General features: G+C 57.7%; 15 protein-coding genes, 1 tRNA gene and 2 pseudogenes. 9 read left to right on the top strand and 9 right to left on the bottom strand.

The features are described 5' to 3' along the window. Positions 1-16: 16 nt before the first annotated feature. A complete protein-coding gene (locus ACYZT2_RS16005; RefSeq protein ID WP_461965474.1) occupies positions 17-1,180 on the bottom strand; it encodes an acyltransferase family protein in 1,164 nt (387 codons plus the stop codon). A 234-nt stretch (positions 1,181-1,414) separates the two neighbouring features. Next, positions 1,415-2,605, bottom strand: coding sequence for a serine hydrolase domain-containing protein (locus ACYZT2_RS16010; RefSeq protein ID WP_461965476.1), 1,191 nt, complete (start codon positions 2,603-2,605; stop codon positions 1,415-1,417). Positions 2,606-2,730: 125 nt separating this feature from the next. Here ACYZT2_RS16010 and ACYZT2_RS16015 point away from each other — a divergent pair, with 125 nt between their 5' ends. Continuing rightward, on the top strand, positions 2,731-3,651 hold the full coding sequence (locus ACYZT2_RS16015; protein ID WP_461965478.1) for a LysR family transcriptional regulator: 921 nt from the start codon (positions 2,731-2,733) through the stop codon (positions 3,649-3,651). Positions 3,652-3,666: 15 nt separating this feature from the next. Here ACYZT2_RS16015 and ACYZT2_RS16020 read toward each other — a convergent pair whose 3' ends face one another. Continuing rightward, entirely contained in the window at positions 3,667-4,695 is a 1,029-nt protein-coding gene (locus tag ACYZT2_RS16020; RefSeq protein WP_461965480.1) for an AraC family transcriptional regulator, read from the bottom strand. Positions 4,696-4,826: 131 nt separating this feature from the next. On the opposite strand from ACYZT2_RS16020, the gene ACYZT2_RS16025 reads away from it, so the two are divergent. From ACYZT2_RS16025 to ACYZT2_RS16035, 3 genes are read left to right on the top strand one after another with little or no spacing between them, the layout of a single operon-like run. Beyond that, on the top strand, positions 4,827-6,011 hold the full coding sequence (locus tag ACYZT2_RS16025) for an acetyl-CoA C-acyltransferase family protein (RefSeq protein WP_461965482.1): 1,185 nt from the start codon (positions 4,827-4,829) through the stop codon (positions 6,009-6,011). Positions 6,012-6,024: 13 nt separating this feature from the next. Continuing rightward, positions 6,025-6,876, top strand: coding sequence for a 3-hydroxybutyryl-CoA dehydrogenase (locus ACYZT2_RS16030; RefSeq protein WP_461965484.1), 852 nt, complete (start codon positions 6,025-6,027; stop codon positions 6,874-6,876). Continuing rightward, a complete protein-coding gene (locus tag ACYZT2_RS16035; RefSeq protein ID WP_461965486.1) occupies positions 6,863-7,474 on the top strand; it encodes a TetR/AcrR family transcriptional regulator in 612 nt (203 codons plus the stop codon). Before ACYZT2_RS16030 ends, ACYZT2_RS16035 begins: the two co-directional genes overlap by 14 nt. A 245-nt stretch (positions 7,475-7,719) precedes the next feature. On the opposite strand, the gene ACYZT2_RS16040 is transcribed toward ACYZT2_RS16035, so the two are convergent. From ACYZT2_RS16040 to ACYZT2_RS16050, 3 genes are all read right to left on the bottom strand, one after another. After that, the gene (locus tag ACYZT2_RS16040; protein WP_461965488.1) at positions 7,720-8,964 is read right to left on the bottom strand and encodes a saccharopine dehydrogenase family protein; all 1,245 of its coding nucleotides are present in this window, start codon (positions 8,962-8,964) and stop codon (positions 7,720-7,722) included. A gap of 27 nt (positions 8,965-8,991) precedes the next feature. After that, a complete protein-coding gene (gene nspC, locus ACYZT2_RS16045; RefSeq protein WP_048393627.1) occupies positions 8,992-10,089 on the bottom strand; it encodes a carboxynorspermidine decarboxylase in 1,098 nt (365 codons plus the stop codon). 391 nt (positions 10,090-10,480) lie between these two features. After that, positions 10,481-12,382 (bottom strand): potassium transporter Kup, encoded by a 1,902-nt coding sequence (locus ACYZT2_RS16050; RefSeq protein WP_461965491.1) that lies wholly within the window; start codon positions 12,380-12,382, stop codon positions 10,481-10,483. A gap of 318 nt (positions 12,383-12,700) precedes the next feature. Here ACYZT2_RS16050 and ACYZT2_RS16055 point away from each other — a divergent pair, with 318 nt between their 5' ends. The 5 genes from ACYZT2_RS16055 to ACYZT2_RS16075 all read left to right on the top strand — a co-directional run bounded on the left by ACYZT2_RS16055 (position 12,701) and on the right by ACYZT2_RS16075 (position 15,847). After that, positions 12,701-12,979 carry an MFS transporter gene (locus ACYZT2_RS16055; protein ID WP_461965493.1) on the top strand — a complete coding sequence of 93 codons (279 nt, stop codon included), beginning with the start codon at positions 12,701-12,703 and terminating at the stop codon, positions 12,977-12,979. A gap of 200 nt (positions 12,980-13,179) precedes the next feature. Continuing rightward, positions 13,180-13,596, top strand: a complete 417-nt coding sequence (locus tag ACYZT2_RS16060; RefSeq protein ID WP_461965495.1) for an SRPBCC domain-containing protein — start codon at positions 13,180-13,182, stop codon at positions 13,594-13,596. A 307-nt stretch (positions 13,597-13,903) separates the two neighbouring features. Further along, positions 13,904-14,446, top strand: a complete 543-nt coding sequence (locus tag ACYZT2_RS16065; protein WP_461965497.1) for a DUF3455 domain-containing protein — start codon at positions 13,904-13,906, stop codon at positions 14,444-14,446. A 106-nt stretch (positions 14,447-14,552) separates the two neighbouring features. After that, positions 14,553-15,119, top strand: a complete 567-nt coding sequence (locus tag ACYZT2_RS16070) for a sigma-70 family RNA polymerase sigma factor (protein WP_461965499.1) — start codon at positions 14,553-14,555, stop codon at positions 15,117-15,119. Beyond that, on the top strand, positions 15,116-15,847 hold the full coding sequence (locus tag ACYZT2_RS16075; protein WP_461965501.1) for an anti-sigma factor: 732 nt from the start codon (positions 15,116-15,118) through the stop codon (positions 15,845-15,847). Before ACYZT2_RS16070 ends, ACYZT2_RS16075 begins: the two co-directional genes overlap by 4 nt. A gap of 76 nt (positions 15,848-15,923) precedes the next feature. Here the strand turns inward: ACYZT2_RS16075 and ACYZT2_RS16080 are convergent. From ACYZT2_RS16080 to ACYZT2_RS16090, 3 genes and pseudogenes are all read right to left on the bottom strand, one after another. Further along, a pseudogene (locus tag ACYZT2_RS16080) lies at positions 15,924-16,233 on the bottom strand (ATP-dependent endonuclease); the annotation flags it as partial. Next, a pseudogene (locus tag ACYZT2_RS16085) lies at positions 16,224-16,647 on the bottom strand (integrase arm-type DNA-binding domain-containing protein); the annotation flags it as partial. The pseudogenes ACYZT2_RS16085 and ACYZT2_RS16080, both read right to left, overlap by 10 nt. A 234-nt stretch (positions 16,648-16,881) precedes the next feature. After that, positions 16,882-16,957 (bottom strand) — tRNA-Gly (locus tag ACYZT2_RS16090). Positions 16,958-16,980: the final 23 nt, after the last annotated feature.

Below are 16,980 nucleotides of genomic sequence, written 5' to 3' on the forward strand. Positions count from 1 at the left end.
ATCTGTCGAGGATGGATCAAGGCGCGGTTTCGGGGTTGCCCAGGCTGCTGCCCAGCGCCTTGGCTTTCCCGGTTCGCCCCCAGCGCTGCATGACCGGTCGCTCGATAAAGTTGAACAACAGCCAACCACCGAAGATGGAGAGCGCAAAGGTGGCCGCGACGATCAACGTGGCCGCCCCGTTATCGAACAGTCGGCCGCCGAGCAGTTGTGTCGCGCAGGTCATGATCAGCAGATGGATCATGTAGAAACCAAAGGAGATTTCGCCCAGCCAGACCATCCAGCGACTGTTGAGCAACCCCTTGCGATCCTGCAGGTCACTGGCGGCAATCGCCGTGATCAGCGCTGCAATCGGCACCAGCGTTACCAGGTTCAGGCTGTACTGGAACGGCACCCACATGGCCGCCAGATACCCGCCGATCATCAGCGCGAAAGCCCTGGGCACGCTTAATTCGATCCAGCGCCCAGCCATGAGAATGCGGGCCATGAGCATGCCCAGCACGAACTCGAACATGCGCGCGGGCGGGAAGTAGTAAGACCACCACCATTGGCTCAGGGAAATCGGGTACTCATTGATAAACGGCGTGGCAGGTACCAGCAAACGTATCGCCACGTGCGTCAGGGCCAGGCCGGCGACCATCGCCCAGGCCCAGTGCCACAGGCGTTCCTCGGAAATTTTCCAGATCAGCTTGAGTGCCAGCGGAAACAGCAAATAGAAGAACAACTCGCAGCACAGCGACCAGGACGGCCCGTTGACGCTGAGGAAGGTGTCCATCCGTGGAATCCAGGAATGCACCAGCAACAGGTTGGGCAACCAGATTGCCACGCTGGCGGCAGGCACCGCAAACAGCGCCATCGCCAACACCCAGGTCGCGATGTGGTTAGGGTAGATTTTCAACAAACGGCGTTTCCAGAAGCCTGTCACGCTGTCGCCTTTGCGAGCCGACCAAGTGATCACGAAGCCACTGAGCACAAAAAAGAACGACACGCCGAGCCATCCACCACCGCTAAAGATCCGTTGAAAGGCATCGATCACATTGGCGTCGGCATAGGGGTTGAAACCGATGATCCGGGTCAGCGAGGCGTGAAACATGAACACCATCGCAGCCGCCAGAAAACGAATCCCGGTGAGCGAGTCGAGCTTGCTGTGGATATGCGAATGATAGAACTCTGCGTTTTTCATTTCCGATCCCCAAATAGTCATGGCACGCCCCAAAACACCTGCGTGTGCAGGCGTGCTCCCTGTAAAAAATCACACGACAATCTCAGCGGCGTTGCGAGCATTGCAGGCAATGTTGCGAGGGTCCGTTGACCCCAGGGGTACGGCTAAATGCAGACATTTTTAGCGGCGGAACGCGGGGCGAGCCGCCTTTTTTTGTGCTGGCGGCCGGTCCCCGGACAGGGACCGGCACGAAGGTCATTCCCCGTAAACGGCGTTGCACAGGTCGACGGTGAATTGCCCAAACATGCCTTCGAAGGCTGTGTTGGTGAAGGCGACGACCGTCAATTGCTCCGCCGGGTCGACGAACCAGGAGTGTCCATAGGCACCACCCAATCGCCAGCTACCGACCGATTCGGCTGTCTGTGCGGCAGCCGGGTCCTTGAGCACGGTAAAGCCCAGACCGAAGCCGCGACCGGGCCAGTTTTCCAATTCGTGCTCGCCCGTCTGGTTGGTGGTCATTTCATCGACCAGCGCTTCAGGCAACAACGGCGCGCCGCCTTTGCGCAGGGTTTCGAGCAGCTGGAGGAACTCACCAGCGCTGCCGATCAAGCCCGAACCACCGGAGTTGAAAGCCTGTGGGTCCAGGGCCCGGCTCGGCTCCAGCTTGATGCCGGCGGTGCCTTCGAAAACCGGCACCACTTCCAGCTCTTTCATGCGCCGCGGCTGTGGTTGATCGTTCAGGTACGCCGGGGTCAGGCGGCTGGCGTCGGACACCCCGAAACCGACATCGCGCAAGCCCAGTGGCTTGGCGATCAGTGCCTCGATTGCAGCGGCCAGCGAGGTGCCGGTGACTGCAGCGATCACGCCGCCCAGGACATCGGTCGCAATCGAGTAGCCCCACGAACTGCCAGGTTTGTACAGCAAGGGCGCGAGGCTCAGGCGGCGCAGGTTTTCTTCCAGCGTCACGTTGCTGCGCTCCATGCCATCGGAGACGCCGGCATCACGATAAGGACCACCCTGATCGCTTTCCAGAAAACCATACGTGAAGCCTGCGGTATGGCTCAGCAATTGACGCACCGTGATCGTCGCTGGCTGGCCGTCGCTCAGGGTCGGCTTGAAGTAAGGCAGCCAGCGGGTAATGTCATCATCCAGGTTGAGTTTGCCTTGGCCGATCAGCGCCAGTGCCGCCACCGAAACAATCGGCTTGGATACCGAAGACAGCCGAAACAAGGCATCCTCGCGCATCGGCAACTGCGTCTCGCGGTCGGCCAACCCGGCCGCGCGCTGGTAAATGAGTTTGCCGCGGTGAGCCACCAGCACCACTGCGCCCACCAGGCGCTGATCGTGCAAGGTCTGCTCCAGCACCGCGTCGATGCGCGAAGCCAGCTCGACGGGTTCAAACGAGCGTAGAGACTGTAATGGGCGAAGCGGTTCGTTGACTGACATTGGCGGACCTGAATAGTTAGGTGAATAAGTCGATGTCTCGATGGTAGAGGCGGCCGTTGTCGGGAAACAGAGGTTACAATTCCGAGGTCCACGGACCTTTTTGTCCGCAATCAAAGGAGTGAGTGTTGGATAAGCTCAATGGCATCACGGTGTTTGTGCAGGTAGCCGAAAGCCGCAGTTTTGTTGGGGCCGGCCGTTTGTTGGGGATCTCCGCCTCGGCGGTGGGCAAGAGCATCGCGCGCATGGAAGAGAAACTCGGCGCACGCCTGTTCCATCGCAATACCCGCAGCATCAACCTGACCAGCGAAGGCTCGTTGTTTCTGGAGCGCTGCCGCCGGGTGCTCAACGAACTGGAAGCCGCCGAGCAGGAACTCTCCAGTTCCAGCGAGACACCACGAGGTAAACTGCGCATCAGCCTGCCGCTGCTGGGCAACGTCCTGTTCATGCAGCTCTCGCGATTCATGCAGCACTATCCAGAAATCCAGCTGGAACTCGACTTCACCGATCGGCTGGTGGACGTGGTCGAGGAAGGTTTCGACGCCGTGGTACGCACTGGCCAGTTGCACGACTCCCGGTTAATGGCCAGGAAACTCGACAGCTTCGGCTTCTACCTCGTCGGCGCCCCCCGTTACTTTGCGAGCCACGGCTACCCGCAGAATGTCGAGCAACTGCAGGAACACCACTGCCTGCATTACAAACTGCCCTCCACGGGCAAACTGGAAAAATGGCCATTGTCAGGGCTTGCCGAAGGCACCGAATTGAAAGTACCGGCGACGATGGTCTGCAATAACCTGGAAATGCTGATCCACATGGCCCGCCAGGGACTGGGCATCGCCTGCGTCCCCGAGTTTGCGGTGCGCGAGGCACTGACGGCCGGAGAACTGGTGTCCATACTGGACGACAAAGTGCTGCGCACGCTGAACATCCAGGTGGTATGGCCGTCGAGCCGCTACCTGACGCCGAAGTTGCGAGCGTTTATTGATTTTGTTTGTGATGAGGGTGTTCGAAATCAAGGCTTTTGCGGGGCCGATAAAGCCTTGCCGTGACCCAACGAGCAGGGCTCATTCAGAACGATCCTGAAACCGCGCCCGATACCGCCCCGGGCTTTCCCCCGTCCACTTCTTGAACGCCCGATGAAACGCACTCGGTTCCTGAAATCCCAACTGCTCGGCTATATCGCTGATGCTCGCCTTGCTCTGGCGCAGCCGTTCAAACGCCACCGCACGCCGCACTTCATCCTTGATTTCCTGATACGAACAGCCTTCACGTCCCAGCTTGCGGCGAAAGGTGCTGGGGCTCAGGTGCTGTTCCAGGGCAAAGGACTGCAAGGTCGGCCATTCGCCGTAATGGCTGTGGCGCAGGCGCTGATGAACCTGCGACGCCAGCCCATGCTGGTTGCGAAAGCGGATCACCAGCCATTGCGGTGCGGTGCGCAAAAACACTTTCAGCGAAGCCAGGTCTTGAATCACCGGCAGCCGCAGGTAGTCACTGGCGAACTCGATTTCGGTGCGTTCGGTGCCAAAGGTCAGGTTGGGGCCCCAGAGCATGGCGTCATCACGCAGCGACAAACGCTGATGACGAAAGTCCGCCCGATCGATCGAAATGCGCCGCCCACCCAGCCAGCACAGCAGACTGATCATCAACACCAGAAACGTTTCCTCACCCATCCGGCTGACCTCGCTGTTCTGCGAACAGGTCTGCGAACAGGTCTGCAAGCTGATGACCGCACGCTTGCCACGCACACTCAACGTGCCGCGAAAATCACGCAGGAACAGGGCGAAATTGGCGAGGCACTGACGCAGGGCTTTTTCCAGCGTCGGCTCCTGAATCAATGCCCGACAGATCAAGGCAAAACTGCCTGGTGGCATTCCATGGGAATCCAACTGGAAAAATTCGTCGTTCAACTCACGAATCTGCACCAGCCACAACGCGGCGAAAGCCGTGGCCGGCACCCGTGCCGTCGGCTGATCCATCAGTGCCGGATCAATGCCCACTTGTTCGAGTACTGCCCGCAGACGCTGCGGTTCCTCACGTAGCGCATGGATCATGGGGTACATGAAGTAAACCGCCACCGAATCCGTTTCCCGCATTTGAAGGCCTCCCTCGTCACATCTGAACATGGCAAAAAACGCCATCACCCTTGAACAGTTTTGGCATAGGCCAGTGGCGCTGCTGATTCTAGACTCGTGCCCAACAAAAAAGACCTATTCAGAGAGCCAACATGAACCATTCCGATATTTTTGTAGTGAGCGCCGTCCGTTCTGCCATTGGCAGCTTTGGCGGTTCACTCAAGGATGTGCCGCCTATTCAGTTGGCAACCGACGTTTGCCGCGCCGCTATCGAACGATCAGGCCTGGCGCCCGAGCACATCGGCCATGCGGTGATGGGACATGTGATCCCGACCGAGGCGCGCGATGCCTACATCTCCCGGGTCGTAGCGATCAATGCTGGTCTGACGAAAGAAACTCCCGCCTTCAACGTCAACCGCCTTTGCGGTTCGGGTTTGCAGGCGATTGTCAGTGCCGCGCAAAGCTTGATGCTGGGGGATGCGGGCGCTGCGCTGGCAGGCGGCGTCGAGTCCATGAGCCGAGGCGCGTACTTGTTGCCGCAGGCGCGCTGGGGCGCACGCATGGGCGACATGCAGGCCGTCGACTACATGCTTGGGGCGCTGCAAGACCCGTTTGCCGGTTTCCACATGGGTATCACCGCTGAAAATATCGCCGAGCACTATGGCATCACGCGCCAGACCCAGGATGAATTGGCGCTTCTCAGCCAGCAGCGTGCTGCGCGGGCGATTGCCGAAGGGCGTTTTGCCGGGCAGATCGTGCCGATCGAAATTGCGACCCGCAAAGGGACAGTTTCGTTTGCCACGGATGAGCATGTACGGGCAGAGGTCAATGCCGAGCAATTGAGCCGCATGAAACCCGCCTTCAAAAAGGACGGTAGCGTCACCGCCGGCAACGCATCGGGCCTCAATGATGGTGCCGGCGCACTGATCATGGCCACGGGCCAAACTGTTCAGGAACAAGGCCTCAAGCCTATGGCCCGACTGGTGGGTTATGCCCACGCAGGCGTTGAACCTTCGATGATGGGGCTGGGCCCGATTCCCGCCACCCGCCTGGTGCTCAAGCGCGCCGGTCTGACCGTTGCCGACCTTGATGTGATCGAGTCCAACGAAGCCTTTGCTGCCCAGGCCTGTGCCGTAGCGCAAGAACTGGGCTTCGATCCGCAGAAGGTCAACCCCAACGGTTCGGGCATCTCGCTGGGCCATCCGGTGGGCGCCACTGGCGCGATCATCGCCACCAAAGCCATTCACGAACTGCATCGCTGCCAAGGCCGTTATGCCCTGGCGACCATGTGCATCGGCGGCGGCCAAGGCATCGCCGTGTTGTTCGAGCGGGTTTGATAAGGACATGCGCATGAATCTTCAGAACATTGGCGTCATCGGCGCCGGCACCATGGGCAATGGCATCGCACAAATCTGCGCCTTGGCCGGCCTCCATGTGACCTTGATCGACATTTCCGAGAGTGCCTTGCAAAAGGCAATCGCCACCGTCGATAAAAACCTCGATCGGCAGGTCGTCAAGAACACGCTGACGCACGAGCAAAAACTCGCTGCCCTCGACAAGATTCGCACCAGTACCGATTACAGCAGCCTGCAAAATGTGCAACTGGTGATCGAAGCCGCCACCGAAAACCTCGACCTGAAATTGCGGCTGCTGCAACAAATCGCCGCGCAGGTCAGCGCCGACTGTGTGATTGCCTCCAACACGTCGTCGCTGTCCATTACTCAACTCGCTGCCAGTGTTAGCCAGCCTGAGCGCTTCATCGGCCTGCATTTCTTCAATCCGGTGCCGGTGATGGGCCTGATCGAAGTGATTCGTGGCCTGCAAACCAGCGATGCCACCCATGCCATGGCGCTGGACATGGCGACCACACTCGACAAAACCGCGATCACCGCGGGCAACCGTCCGGGGTTCGTGGTGAACCGGATTCTGGTGCCGATGATCAATGAAGCAATCCTGGTGTTTCAGGAAGGCCTGGCCAGCGCCGAAGACATCGACGCCGGCATGCGCCTGGGCTGCAACCAGCCGATCGGTCCGCTGGCATTAGCGGACCTGATCGGCCTGGACACCGTGCTGGCAATCCTTGAAGCCTTCTACGACGGCTTCAACGACAGCAAATACCGCCCCGCTCCACTGCTCAAGGAAATGGTCGCCGCCGGTTACCTGGGACGCAAAACGGGGCGCGGCTTCCATGCCTATGCCTGAGCGTTGCTCGCGCTTCGCCGAATACCGGGACAAGGTGCTGGAGCTCTTTGCCAGCAAGGGTTTCGGTCAGGTCGGCATGCGTGAGCTCGCGACCTGCCTGGGGCTCGCCCCGGGCTCGCTGTATCACCATTACCCCAGTAAGCAGCACATGCTGCTCGACCTGATCGAGGAGTTTTACGAAGAGCTGCTGGCCACTTTGGGGCGTATCGAACAAGCAGCCCCGGCAAAACGCGACAGACTCAACCAACTGATCCGCGCGCACCTCAATCTGCATCAGGAAATGCCCTGGCATTTTCGTCTGGTGGAGCGCGACAGCGGCTGCCTGAATGAAGAACAGCAGCAACGGGTTCGGCAACTGCGCGAGCAGTACGAACGCAAGTTGCTGCTGATGCTCGGCGCCCGACTCCGATTCAGTGAACAGGCCCTGTTGGCCGCCGGTCATGCCATTGCCGCCTTGCTCAACAGCGCGCCCAGTTGGCTGACGCACTATTCGCTGGATGAACAAGAGCGCGATAACCTGATGGAAAACATGGTGAGTGGCGCCATCGAGCGGTTGCTGGCGCCAAAACGCACGCAAGAGGCGATGCCAGTCAGTTAAGCGCAATCCATGTGGGAGCGGCGGTGCGACGATTCGACTTGCTCGCGAAGACGGCGGCATAGTAAACATTGATGTTGCCTGACCCACCGCTTTCGCGAGCAAGCCCGCTCCCACAGGTTTCGCACCTTAACTGACTGGCCATTGGGGCAAGTCCGACAAATGACGCACAAACAAAAACGCCGCTCAATGAGCGGCGTTTTTGCGTTTAGCGCGGAATACGTGATTCACCTGTATTTTTGCGCGCCTCAGGCGTTGCAGTTCCAGGGACGGTCTCCATTCTCATCCTTGATGCGGGTCGGCAGGCCCATCACATCAAGCGCCTTGAGGAACGGCTCGGCCGGCAGCTCCTCGACGTTGGCCATGCGCTGCACATCCCATTCGCCACGGGCGACCAGCAGGGCTGCCGCCACAGGTGGCACGCCAGCGGTATAGGAAATGCCCTGGCTGTCGGTTTCTGCGTAAGCTTCTTCGTGGTCGGCCACGTTGTAGATGAACACTTCGCGCGGCTGGCCATCCTTGGTGCCTTTGACCAGGTCGCCGATGCAGGTCTTGCCGGTGTAGCCAGGCGCCAGTGAGCTCGGATCAGGGAGCACGGCCTTGACCACTTTCAGCGGCACGACTTCCAGGCCTTCAGCGGTTTTGACCGGTTGCTCGGAGAGCAGGCCGAGGTTCTTGAGTACGGTGAACACATTGATGTAGTGCTCGCCAAAGCTCATCCAGAAACGCACGTTGGGCACGCCGAGGTTCTTCGACAGGGAGTGCACTTCATCGTGGCCGGTCAGGTACAGGTTCTGCGCCCCTACGACCGGCAGGTCGTCGGTGCGTTTGACTTCGAACATTGTGTTGCTGGTCCACTGACTGTTCTGCCAGCTCCACACTTGTCCGGTGAATTCGCGGAAGTTGATTTCCGGATCGAAATTGGTGGCGAAATACTTGCCATGGGAGCCGGCATTGACGTCGAGAATGTCGATCGAATCAATACGGTCGAAATACTGTTGTTGTGCCAACGCTGCATAGGCGTTGACCACACCCGGGTCGAAGCCCACACCGAGGATGGCGGTGATGTTCTTCTCTTTGCATTCCTCGAGGTGCTTCCACTCGTAGTTGCCGTACCAGGGCGGCGTCTCGCAGATTTTGCCCGGTTCTTCGTGAATGGCGGTGTCCAGGTAGGCCACGCCGGTATCGATGCAGGCACGCAGCACCGACATGTTGAGGAAAGCAGAACCGACGTTGATGACGATCTGCGATCCGGTCTCGCGGATCAGCGCCTTGGTCGCCTCGACATCCATAGCGTTCAGCGAGAAAGCTTTGATATCAGCGGGCTCTTTGAGGCTGCCCTTGGCCTTGACGCTGTCGATGATGGCCTGGCATTTGGAGATGTTGCGCGACGCGATAGCAATACGACCGAGTTCATCGTTGTGCTGCGCGCACTTGTGGGCCACCACCTTGGCGACACCTCCTGCACCAATGATAAGTACGTTCTTCTTCAATTTTTCTCTCTCTCCTTCTCTGCCAGCTTACGAAAGACTGGACATGTAGTCGTTGTAACCAAACTCACGAACCACCTCGACACTACCGTCGAGTTGTTTCACCACGATGGACGGCATTTTCAGGCCGTTGAACCAGTTCTTCTTGACCATGGTGTAACCCGCTGCGTCGATGAACGACAGCCGATCGCCGATGGCCAAGGGACGATCAAATTGATACTCACCGAAAATGTCGCCGGCCAGGCAGGATTTGCCGCACACCATGTAGGTGTGTTCGCCCTCGCTGGGCGCCAGCTTGGCATTCAGGCGATAGATCAGCAGATCGAGCATGTGCGCCTCGATGGAGCTGTCCACTACGGCCAGGTGCTTGCCGTTGTAGAGGGTGTCGAGCACGGTGACTTCCAGCGACGCGCTCTGAGTGATGGCGGCTTCGCCCGGCTCCAGGTAGACCTGCACGCCGTATTTCTGCGAGAAAGCCTTGAGCCGCGCGCAGAACTCGTCGATCGCATAACCTTCACCGGTAAAGTGAATGCCGCCGCCCAGGCTGACCCACTCGACCTTGTGCAGCAGATGGCCGAAGCGCTCTTCGATGGTGCACAGCATCTGGTCGAACAGGCCGAAGTCGGCGTTCTCGCAGTTGTTGTGGAACATGAAGCCCGAGATCTGCTCGATGACCTGCTCGATCTTCACCGGATCCCACTCGCCCAGACGGCTGAACGGCCGCGCCGGATCTGCCAACAGATAATCCGAGCTGCTCACCTGCGGATTGACCCGCAGACCGCGCACCTTGCCTGCTGAAGCCTCGGTGTAGCGCTGCAACTGACCGATGGAGTTGAAGATGATCTTGTCGCAGTTGTCGAGCATCTCCTCGATCTCGTCGTCGGCCCAAGCCACGCTGTAGGCGTGGGTCTCGCCAGCGAACTTCTGTCGACCGAGCTTGAGCTCATAGAGCGACGACGACGTAGTGCCGTCCATGTATTGCTGCATCAGATCGAACACCGACCAGGTGGCGAAGCACTTGAGTGCCAGCAGGGCCTTCGCCCCGGACTGTTCGCGCACATAAGCGATCTTCTGCATGTTCGCCAGCAGCTTTTGTTTGTCGATGAGGTAGTACGGCGTCTTGATCATTTCGAGGCCTCCGGCAAGGCCAGCCAAAAAAAGGATGCGCATTGTGCCTTCACTGGCTACATATCGAAAGAGCAGAGAGTGCAGTTCGCTGAGACGTCCTTAATTGGATCCGGGAGCCAGCGTCACCGGCAACTTGAATGGCAGTCAGTCCGTTGTGCTTAGAATGATGTATAGCGGGGCGCCGCGCTACGACGCTGCCAGGTCTTTACGATGACGAACATTTTTTTGCGGTCGTGAATTTCCAGGAGTGAATGACGAAAAAATCCGAGACAGGAATGAGTCGAAAGCAGTCACCCCACCGTGCCCTCGAGATCAAGGGCTGATAGGGATTCGAAGCCCTTCTTGGTGCTTGCCAGGCCACCATAGGCCAGCTTCAGCCCGTGATAATTCTTTACATCTCAACCTGTGTTCCCAGTTCTATCACCCGATTCAACGGCAACTTGAAGTATTTCAGGTTGCTATTGGCGTTCTTGAGCAAAAACGCGAACAGAGTTTCTCGCCAGCGCGCCATACCAATGCGTTTGGTTGGGATAACTGTCTCTCGGCTCAGGAAATAGGTCGTACGCATCGGACTGAAATCCAGCTCAGCCAAGTGACAGAGGCTCAACGCCAGGGGGACATCGGGCTCCTCGATAAAGCCAAAGTGCAGACTGACCCGGAAGAAGCCTTCACCATAGGCTTCAACCTCAAACCGTCGGTCAGCACTCACCCTAGGGCTGTCTTCAGACACCACGGTGAGCAACACCACTTGCTCATGCAGTACTTGGTTATGTAATAGGTTGTGCAGTAGCGCATGCGGAACAGCATCGGCCCTGGCCGTTAGAAACACCGCCGTGCCTTGTACGCGATGGGGTGGTTGCGAGCCGATGCTGCTGATGAATAACGGCAGAGGCAGCGCGGTTTCGTCCAACCGTTCAACAATGATCTTCCGGCCCCGTTTCCAGGTGGTCATCAAAATGAACAGGGCAATACCGGCAATCACCGGGAATGCACCGCCCTGGAAGATCTTCGGTGCATTGGCCGCAAAGTACAGACTGTCTACCAGCAGAAAACCGAGCAGCATCGGAATCGCCAGCCAGCGCGGCGTTTTCCATAGCAGCAGGACGACCGCCGAGGACAGGATGGTTGTGATAAACATGGTCCCCGTCACAGCGACTCCATAGGCTGCGGCCAACGCACTGGACGATTCGAAGCCAATCACCAGCAGAACAACACCGACCATCAACGCCCAGTTAACGGTACCGATGTAAATCTGCCCCTGCTCCTGACTGGAGGTGTGCTGAATAAACATGCGAGGCACGTAACCCAGCTGGATGGCCTGGCGGGTCAGGGAGAAAGCGCCGGAGATCACGGCTTGAGAAGCGATGATGGTGGCCAGTGTGGAGAGCGCGACCATCGGCAGCAGTGCCCAGCCAGGCGCAAGCAGATAAAACGGATTGCGCACCGCCTCCGGGTTCTCGAGGATCAAGGCACCTTGGCCAAAATAATTAAGTACCAGTCCTGGCAATACCAAAATGAACCAGGCGCGGGCAATGGGCTTGCGACCGAAGTGGCCCATGTCGGCATACAGCGCTTCGGCGCCCGTCAGCGCGAGCACCACTGCACCAAGGATGGCCACACCGATTCCCGGATGAGCGATAAAAAAATGCGCTCCCCAGTATGGATTGAGCGCTTGCAGTACTTCCGGACGCTGCAAGATGCCATAGATCCCCAGCGCACCTAACACGACAAACCACAGCACCATCACAGGGCCGAACAGGATACCGATACGAGCCGTGCCGTGTTTCTGTATCAAGAACAGCGCCACCAGCACGATCACGGACAAGGGCACAACCCAGTGCTCGATTCCGTCAAACGCCAACTGTAGTCCCTCAACCGCAGAGAGCACCGAAATAGCCGGGGTGATCATGCTGTCCCCGTAAAAAAGTGCCGCACCGAAGAGACCAAGCAGAACGAGTACTTTACTCATGTACGGATAGGGAGCGGCCGCCCGGCGAGCCAATGCCGTCAGCGCCATGATGCCGCCTTCGCCCTGGTTGTTGGCGCGAAGAATAAACAGCACGTACTTGATCGAGACTACCCAGATCAACGACCAGAAGATCAATGACAGAATGCCCAGCACGCCATCGTGATTGGCCTGAACACCGTAATGACCGGCAAACACTTCTTTGAGGGTGTACAGGGGACTGGTGCCGATGTCCCCGTACACCACTCCGACAGCTGCGATGAGCAACCCCACTCCTGACGTTTTGGAATGGGAGTCTTCGTGTGCACCGGTCATTGTTTCACTCAAGGGTCGCGTCTCTGAAATTGCTAGGAGAAGTGCATGCCGTCCTTGGGCGATACGATTTGCCAGTGCCATTGGAACTGTATGGCGTATAGAAGATCTAGAAAATCGCAGCCAGTATCGGTGCAGGTAAAAACACCTACCGTAAAAAAATCGTAAAAATTCAGGTGAGTAACATTGTGTCTAAACGACTTCCAAGACCTCCATTTTCGGCAAGACTGGCATCCAGAACTTCTCATCAGTCATCTCGGGGCTGTTTCCGGCCATAGGCCGGCCAGCGGCCCTGAGCTATTCTGGCTGGCGGCCAATCTCGCCGGCCTGTGCATGGGCGCCAGTCAATCGGCCGGCCGCGCGATAGTCGGTCTGCTGGCGCCGCCGACGCGCCTGGCGGAATTTTCGGTCTGGGGGCTGGCAGTCAAACTGTCGGCGATCCTCGGCCCCATGACTTACGGCCTGACCAGTTGGCTATCCGGCGGCGATCACCGCCTGGCGATGCTGATCACCGGCAGCTATTTCGTTGTCGGCCTGCTGATCCTGGCTGGCGTCGACCTCGAGCGCGGGCGGCAGGCAGCTGTCAGCTGTACCGGGAGTCTCGAAAAGTGAGAGGGACTATCCATATCGGGTCAGTTTTCGCCTGTCGCGACTGCCTAAATTCGGCCAAAAGCCGCCATTTCGGGAGGCGCGATCTAACACCGCTCAGTGCTGCCCCAGCAAGGGCAAACCATTGGTGTTGTGCTTCACCGATGGATTCAATCGTCATTCAGTGCTTCCATTCGCTGAACTAAAGAAATGGTCATTACATTATGAAAATCAACATCGAAACGAGTGTTGCCGCTCCGATCGCTGACACTTGGCAAGCTTTCAACAATCCCGAGGACATCGTGCAATGGGACGCCTCTGACGATTGGCACACCACTAGGGCATCGAATGATCTGAAGGTTGGCGGGAAGCTGTTGTTGCGCATTGAAGCCAATGACGGCGGCCTGGGATTCGACTTCGCTGCCACCTACACGCAGATAGAGCTAAACCGACTGATTGAATTTCGAGACGACGACGGCCGCGTGGTTCGATTAGATTTTGTCGAATCTGACAAGGGCGTCACGATTCGTCAGACCTTCGACGCCGAATCAACGCAACCGGAAGATCAGCAGCGCAAGGAATGGCAAATCGTCCTTAACCGCTTCGCTCGATACGTCGAGCGGCAATTCACCACGGAGTAACAGCGAAGCCCATAGAGGCTGCACCCGATCACTTAAAGCTTCGCGTACTCGCTCATGCCTTGCAGTAGTCTCCCCGCTTCCGGCAGCGGGTTGGAATGGTCGCTAAAATCCTTAGCCACCCTGCAACTTAGCGAACGTCTGCATAGGGTCGGATCAAGCCCTTCGCGGCCGGCAACAGTCAAGCAGTGACGCTACAACCCTTTCTCCACAGATATTTTTTCAATCAGCTGCATCCAGATAATCCTCCCGCGGGTAGTACAGGTAGTAGCCATAGCTGCTGAACTGATCACTTTCTGGAGAGATTTGCATGAACGCTAAACGATTCCTGTGCATTGTCAGTACTACGCTTGCAGCTACCTGCTTGTTGGTCACAGTGCCAGCTGCCTATGCGCAAACAGATCTGCCCGACAGCATCAAGGTCCCGGACGGTCATAAGATCACGCTGGAGACCGTGGGGACGGGCGAAATCACGTATGAGTGTCGCGACAAGGCTAACTCCGTTGGCCAGACTGAATGGACTTTCGTCGGCCCCAAAGCGGTACTTAATGATCGCAACGGCAAACAGGTCGGCACTTACTTCGGACCACCTGCTACCTGGCAAGCTAAAGACGGCTCTAAAATCACCGGGACACAACTGGCAGTTGCCCCCTCAGGCACCGGCGACCTCCCCTATCAGTTGGTCAAGGCCAACCCTGCTGAAGGTAAAGGCGCGATGAACGGTGTCAGTTACATCCAGCGGGTGGCCGTTAAGGGCGGCGTAGCGCCTATGACCGAATGCTCCGCCGCAAACAAAGGCAAACGGGAGGTAGTGAAATATCAGGCTGACTATATTTTTTGGGCAGCCAATTAAGCCAACGATCCAGACCAGGTTGTTAGCGCACAAGTCGTCTACTCTGCTTCGATGGAACTCCAGCCCTATGGCTGGGGTATTTACCACCTGCTGATGGCTGAGAACCTTGTCCTTGCCCGAGCCCTGTTTTGACTATGAAGCCTGCCTCATTGCTTGCGCCCGAGGCGAGCAGCAGGCACTGAGGGACTTGTATGAGCAGGAAAGTGCTCGTCTTTTGGGTGTTGCCAAGCGCATCGCTCGTGATAACGCCCTGGCCGAAGACATCGTGCACGATGTCTTTATCAAGATTTGGACCCGTGCCGCCAGTTTCGATCCAGCGAGAGGCTCTGCGCGTGGCTGGATTTTCAGCGTAACGCGGCATCTGGCGCTCAACTTCATGCGTGATAGCGCCAGGGAGGTACAAGTCAGCGAGCAACGGGAAACGGCACTGCAAGCTTCAGCGTCCATGGAGGCAGCGCTAGAGAGTGTGGACGCCTTCGATTATCGAGCCCGTTCAGGGCGTATTTATGTGTGCCTCGAGCAACTAGAGCCGGCCCGTCGCAACTGCATCCTTCATGCGTATGTCGATGGCTATTCGCATTCAGAAATTTCACAGAAACTGGGCGCACCGCTGGGGACCGTCAAAGCCTGGATCAAACGCAGTCTGGTGGCATTGCGGGAGTGCATGGGATGACCATAATCCCGCAGGATGACAGCCCCGACAACATTGAAGAGCTGGCGAGTGAATATGTGTTAGGCACGTTGTCGGCAGAGCATCGCATCGAAGTACAAAAGCGTCTTGCTCAGGACGCCGATTTGCGAGCGGTTGTGGATGCATGGGAACAACGTTTGCTTGCGTTGACCGAACTGGCTGAACCACAAACACCTACGGCATTACTCTGGGGGCGTATCGAGCGCAGCTTGAACAGCATTGACCGGCGAGCACCACGAGTGACGGCCACCGCGCAGCCAATGTCACGGTGGAACCTTCTTCCGCTATGGCGTGGGCTGGCGGGGACAGGTCTTGTCGCAACGTTGTTGCTCGGAACAATGCTACTGACACAAACAGCTCCGGTGAATCCGACCACCTACCTAGTCGTTCTGGTGGCTCCGCAGAACCAGGCGCCCGGCTGGGTGATACAGGCGAGCAGCCCAAGAGAAATCCAACTGATACCATTGGGGGTCGCGCAAGTCCCAACCGACAAAGCACTTGAGTTCTGGACCAAAGCGGATGGCTGGCAAGGTCCGGTATCCCTTGGACTGGTCAAACCTGGGCAAACGCTTTCTGTCCCCTTGGATAGATTGCCGCCGCTGGAACCCAACCAACTCTTTGAGTTGACTCTAGAAAACCCCAATGGATCGCCGACTGGCAAACCCACAGGACCGATTCAGTTCATTGGACGGGCCGTTAAAGTGATCTGAGCGAGCGCTTTGGATGAAAAGGCCGCAGAGGCGGCCACTTGTACGGTCGCGGGCGTTGGTGGCTTGTCTGCATCTACCGGTCCAACCCGTGAACAAGCCCTACCTCGCTTGCACCCTCACAGACGATCACCCTGCGGGCGAGAAATTCCTCGGAGTCAAGCCGGATAGTACTTTGCACGTCATCGGCGACACCTACCAGTTGGACTAGATGCGCACCGTCCAGTCCTTTTCGGACCACGAATATCTGGTCTCCGCTGAGTTCTCGTACGGCAACCGGCGAGTGTGCTTCAGGAATGCCTGTAGCGGTGGGGTTTTTTTCTTCGCGCCGAGGAGTCGAGCAGCCTAACAAGCCGGTGCGGTTCCAGGCCATATTCCACCTCGTCCACAGTGTGGGCAAGACGTCTTTATTGAAGATTCTCAAGATTTGCGAGAGCGTGCTCTGGCGCCCTTCCTTTAGGCTCAGCCTGCGGAACTCCACCCACTGATCAAACACGGCCTCGAAGGTATGCTCTGTCGCAAAACGAACAGCACGGCGCTGCTGTTTTACGGTGCTCATAGGGATTGATGCCTTGGGCAACCAAGGCACGCGCTTCATCACGACGGGTACGCGCTTCTTTGAGGCTGATTTGCGGGTAACAACCCAAGGACATGCGCTTTTGCTTGCCCGTCCAGTGGTAACGAAAAAGCCAGACGTTTCCGCCGCTGGCCGTCACATTGAGTGTGAGACCATCACCGTCACCGAGGGTGTAGTCATTACCGGTAATTCGGGCGTGCCGAACGGTCATATCTGAGAGTGCCATAGCGAGCTCCTGAACAGAGTCAGGGCCAGATGCTCGTCTCGCTACCCAAGCTGCTCCAGCAAAAAACCGATTCAATGCACATCCAATCCAAGATCCTCATTCGGGACTTAAATCGGGACTTAAAAACACTGGATGGTGCTGGATTTCAGTGGTTCCCGCCGGAACGAAAAAAGGACCCGAAGGTCCTGATTTCAATCACTTACAGAATTCAGTGGAACTCTGCAGCGCAATATTTGGAGCGGGAAACGAGACTCGAACTCGCGACCCCGACCTTGGCAAGGTCGTGCTCTACCAACTGAGCTATTCCCGCGTCTTGGTGAGGCGCATTCTATA

It is taken from the genome of Pseudomonas sp. MDT1-85 (genome assembly GCF_054898065.1).

Coding starts and splice junctions, on each gene's coding strand:
- ACYZT2_RS16005 (WP_461965474.1), bottom strand. CDS start 1,180: ATGAAAAACGCAGAGTTCTATCATTCGCATATCCACAGCAAGCTCGAC.
- ACYZT2_RS16010 (WP_461965476.1), bottom strand. CDS start 2,605: ATGTCAGTCAACGAACCGCTTCGCCCATTACAGTCTCTACGCTCGTTT.
- ACYZT2_RS16020 (WP_461965480.1), bottom strand. CDS start 4,695: ATGCGGGAAACGGATTCGGTGGCGGTTTACTTCATGTACCCCATGATC.
- ACYZT2_RS16025 (WP_461965482.1), top strand. CDS start 4,827: ATGAACCATTCCGATATTTTTGTAGTGAGCGCCGTCCGTTCTGCCATT.
- ACYZT2_RS16030 (WP_461965484.1), top strand. CDS start 6,025: ATGAATCTTCAGAACATTGGCGTCATCGGCGCCGGCACCATGGGCAAT.
- ACYZT2_RS16035 (WP_461965486.1), top strand. CDS start 6,863: ATGCCTATGCCTGAGCGTTGCTCGCGCTTCGCCGAATACCGGGACAAG.
- nspC (WP_048393627.1), bottom strand. CDS start 10,089: ATGATCAAGACGCCGTACTACCTCATCGACAAACAAAAGCTGCTGGCG.
- ACYZT2_RS16055 (WP_461965493.1), top strand. CDS start 12,701: ATGGGCGCCAGTCAATCGGCCGGCCGCGCGATAGTCGGTCTGCTGGCG.
- ACYZT2_RS16060 (WP_461965495.1), top strand. CDS start 13,180: ATGAAAATCAACATCGAAACGAGTGTTGCCGCTCCGATCGCTGACACT.
- ACYZT2_RS16065 (WP_461965497.1), top strand. CDS start 13,904: ATGAACGCTAAACGATTCCTGTGCATTGTCAGTACTACGCTTGCAGCT.
- ACYZT2_RS16075 (WP_461965501.1), top strand. CDS start 15,116: ATGACCATAATCCCGCAGGATGACAGCCCCGACAACATTGAAGAGCTG.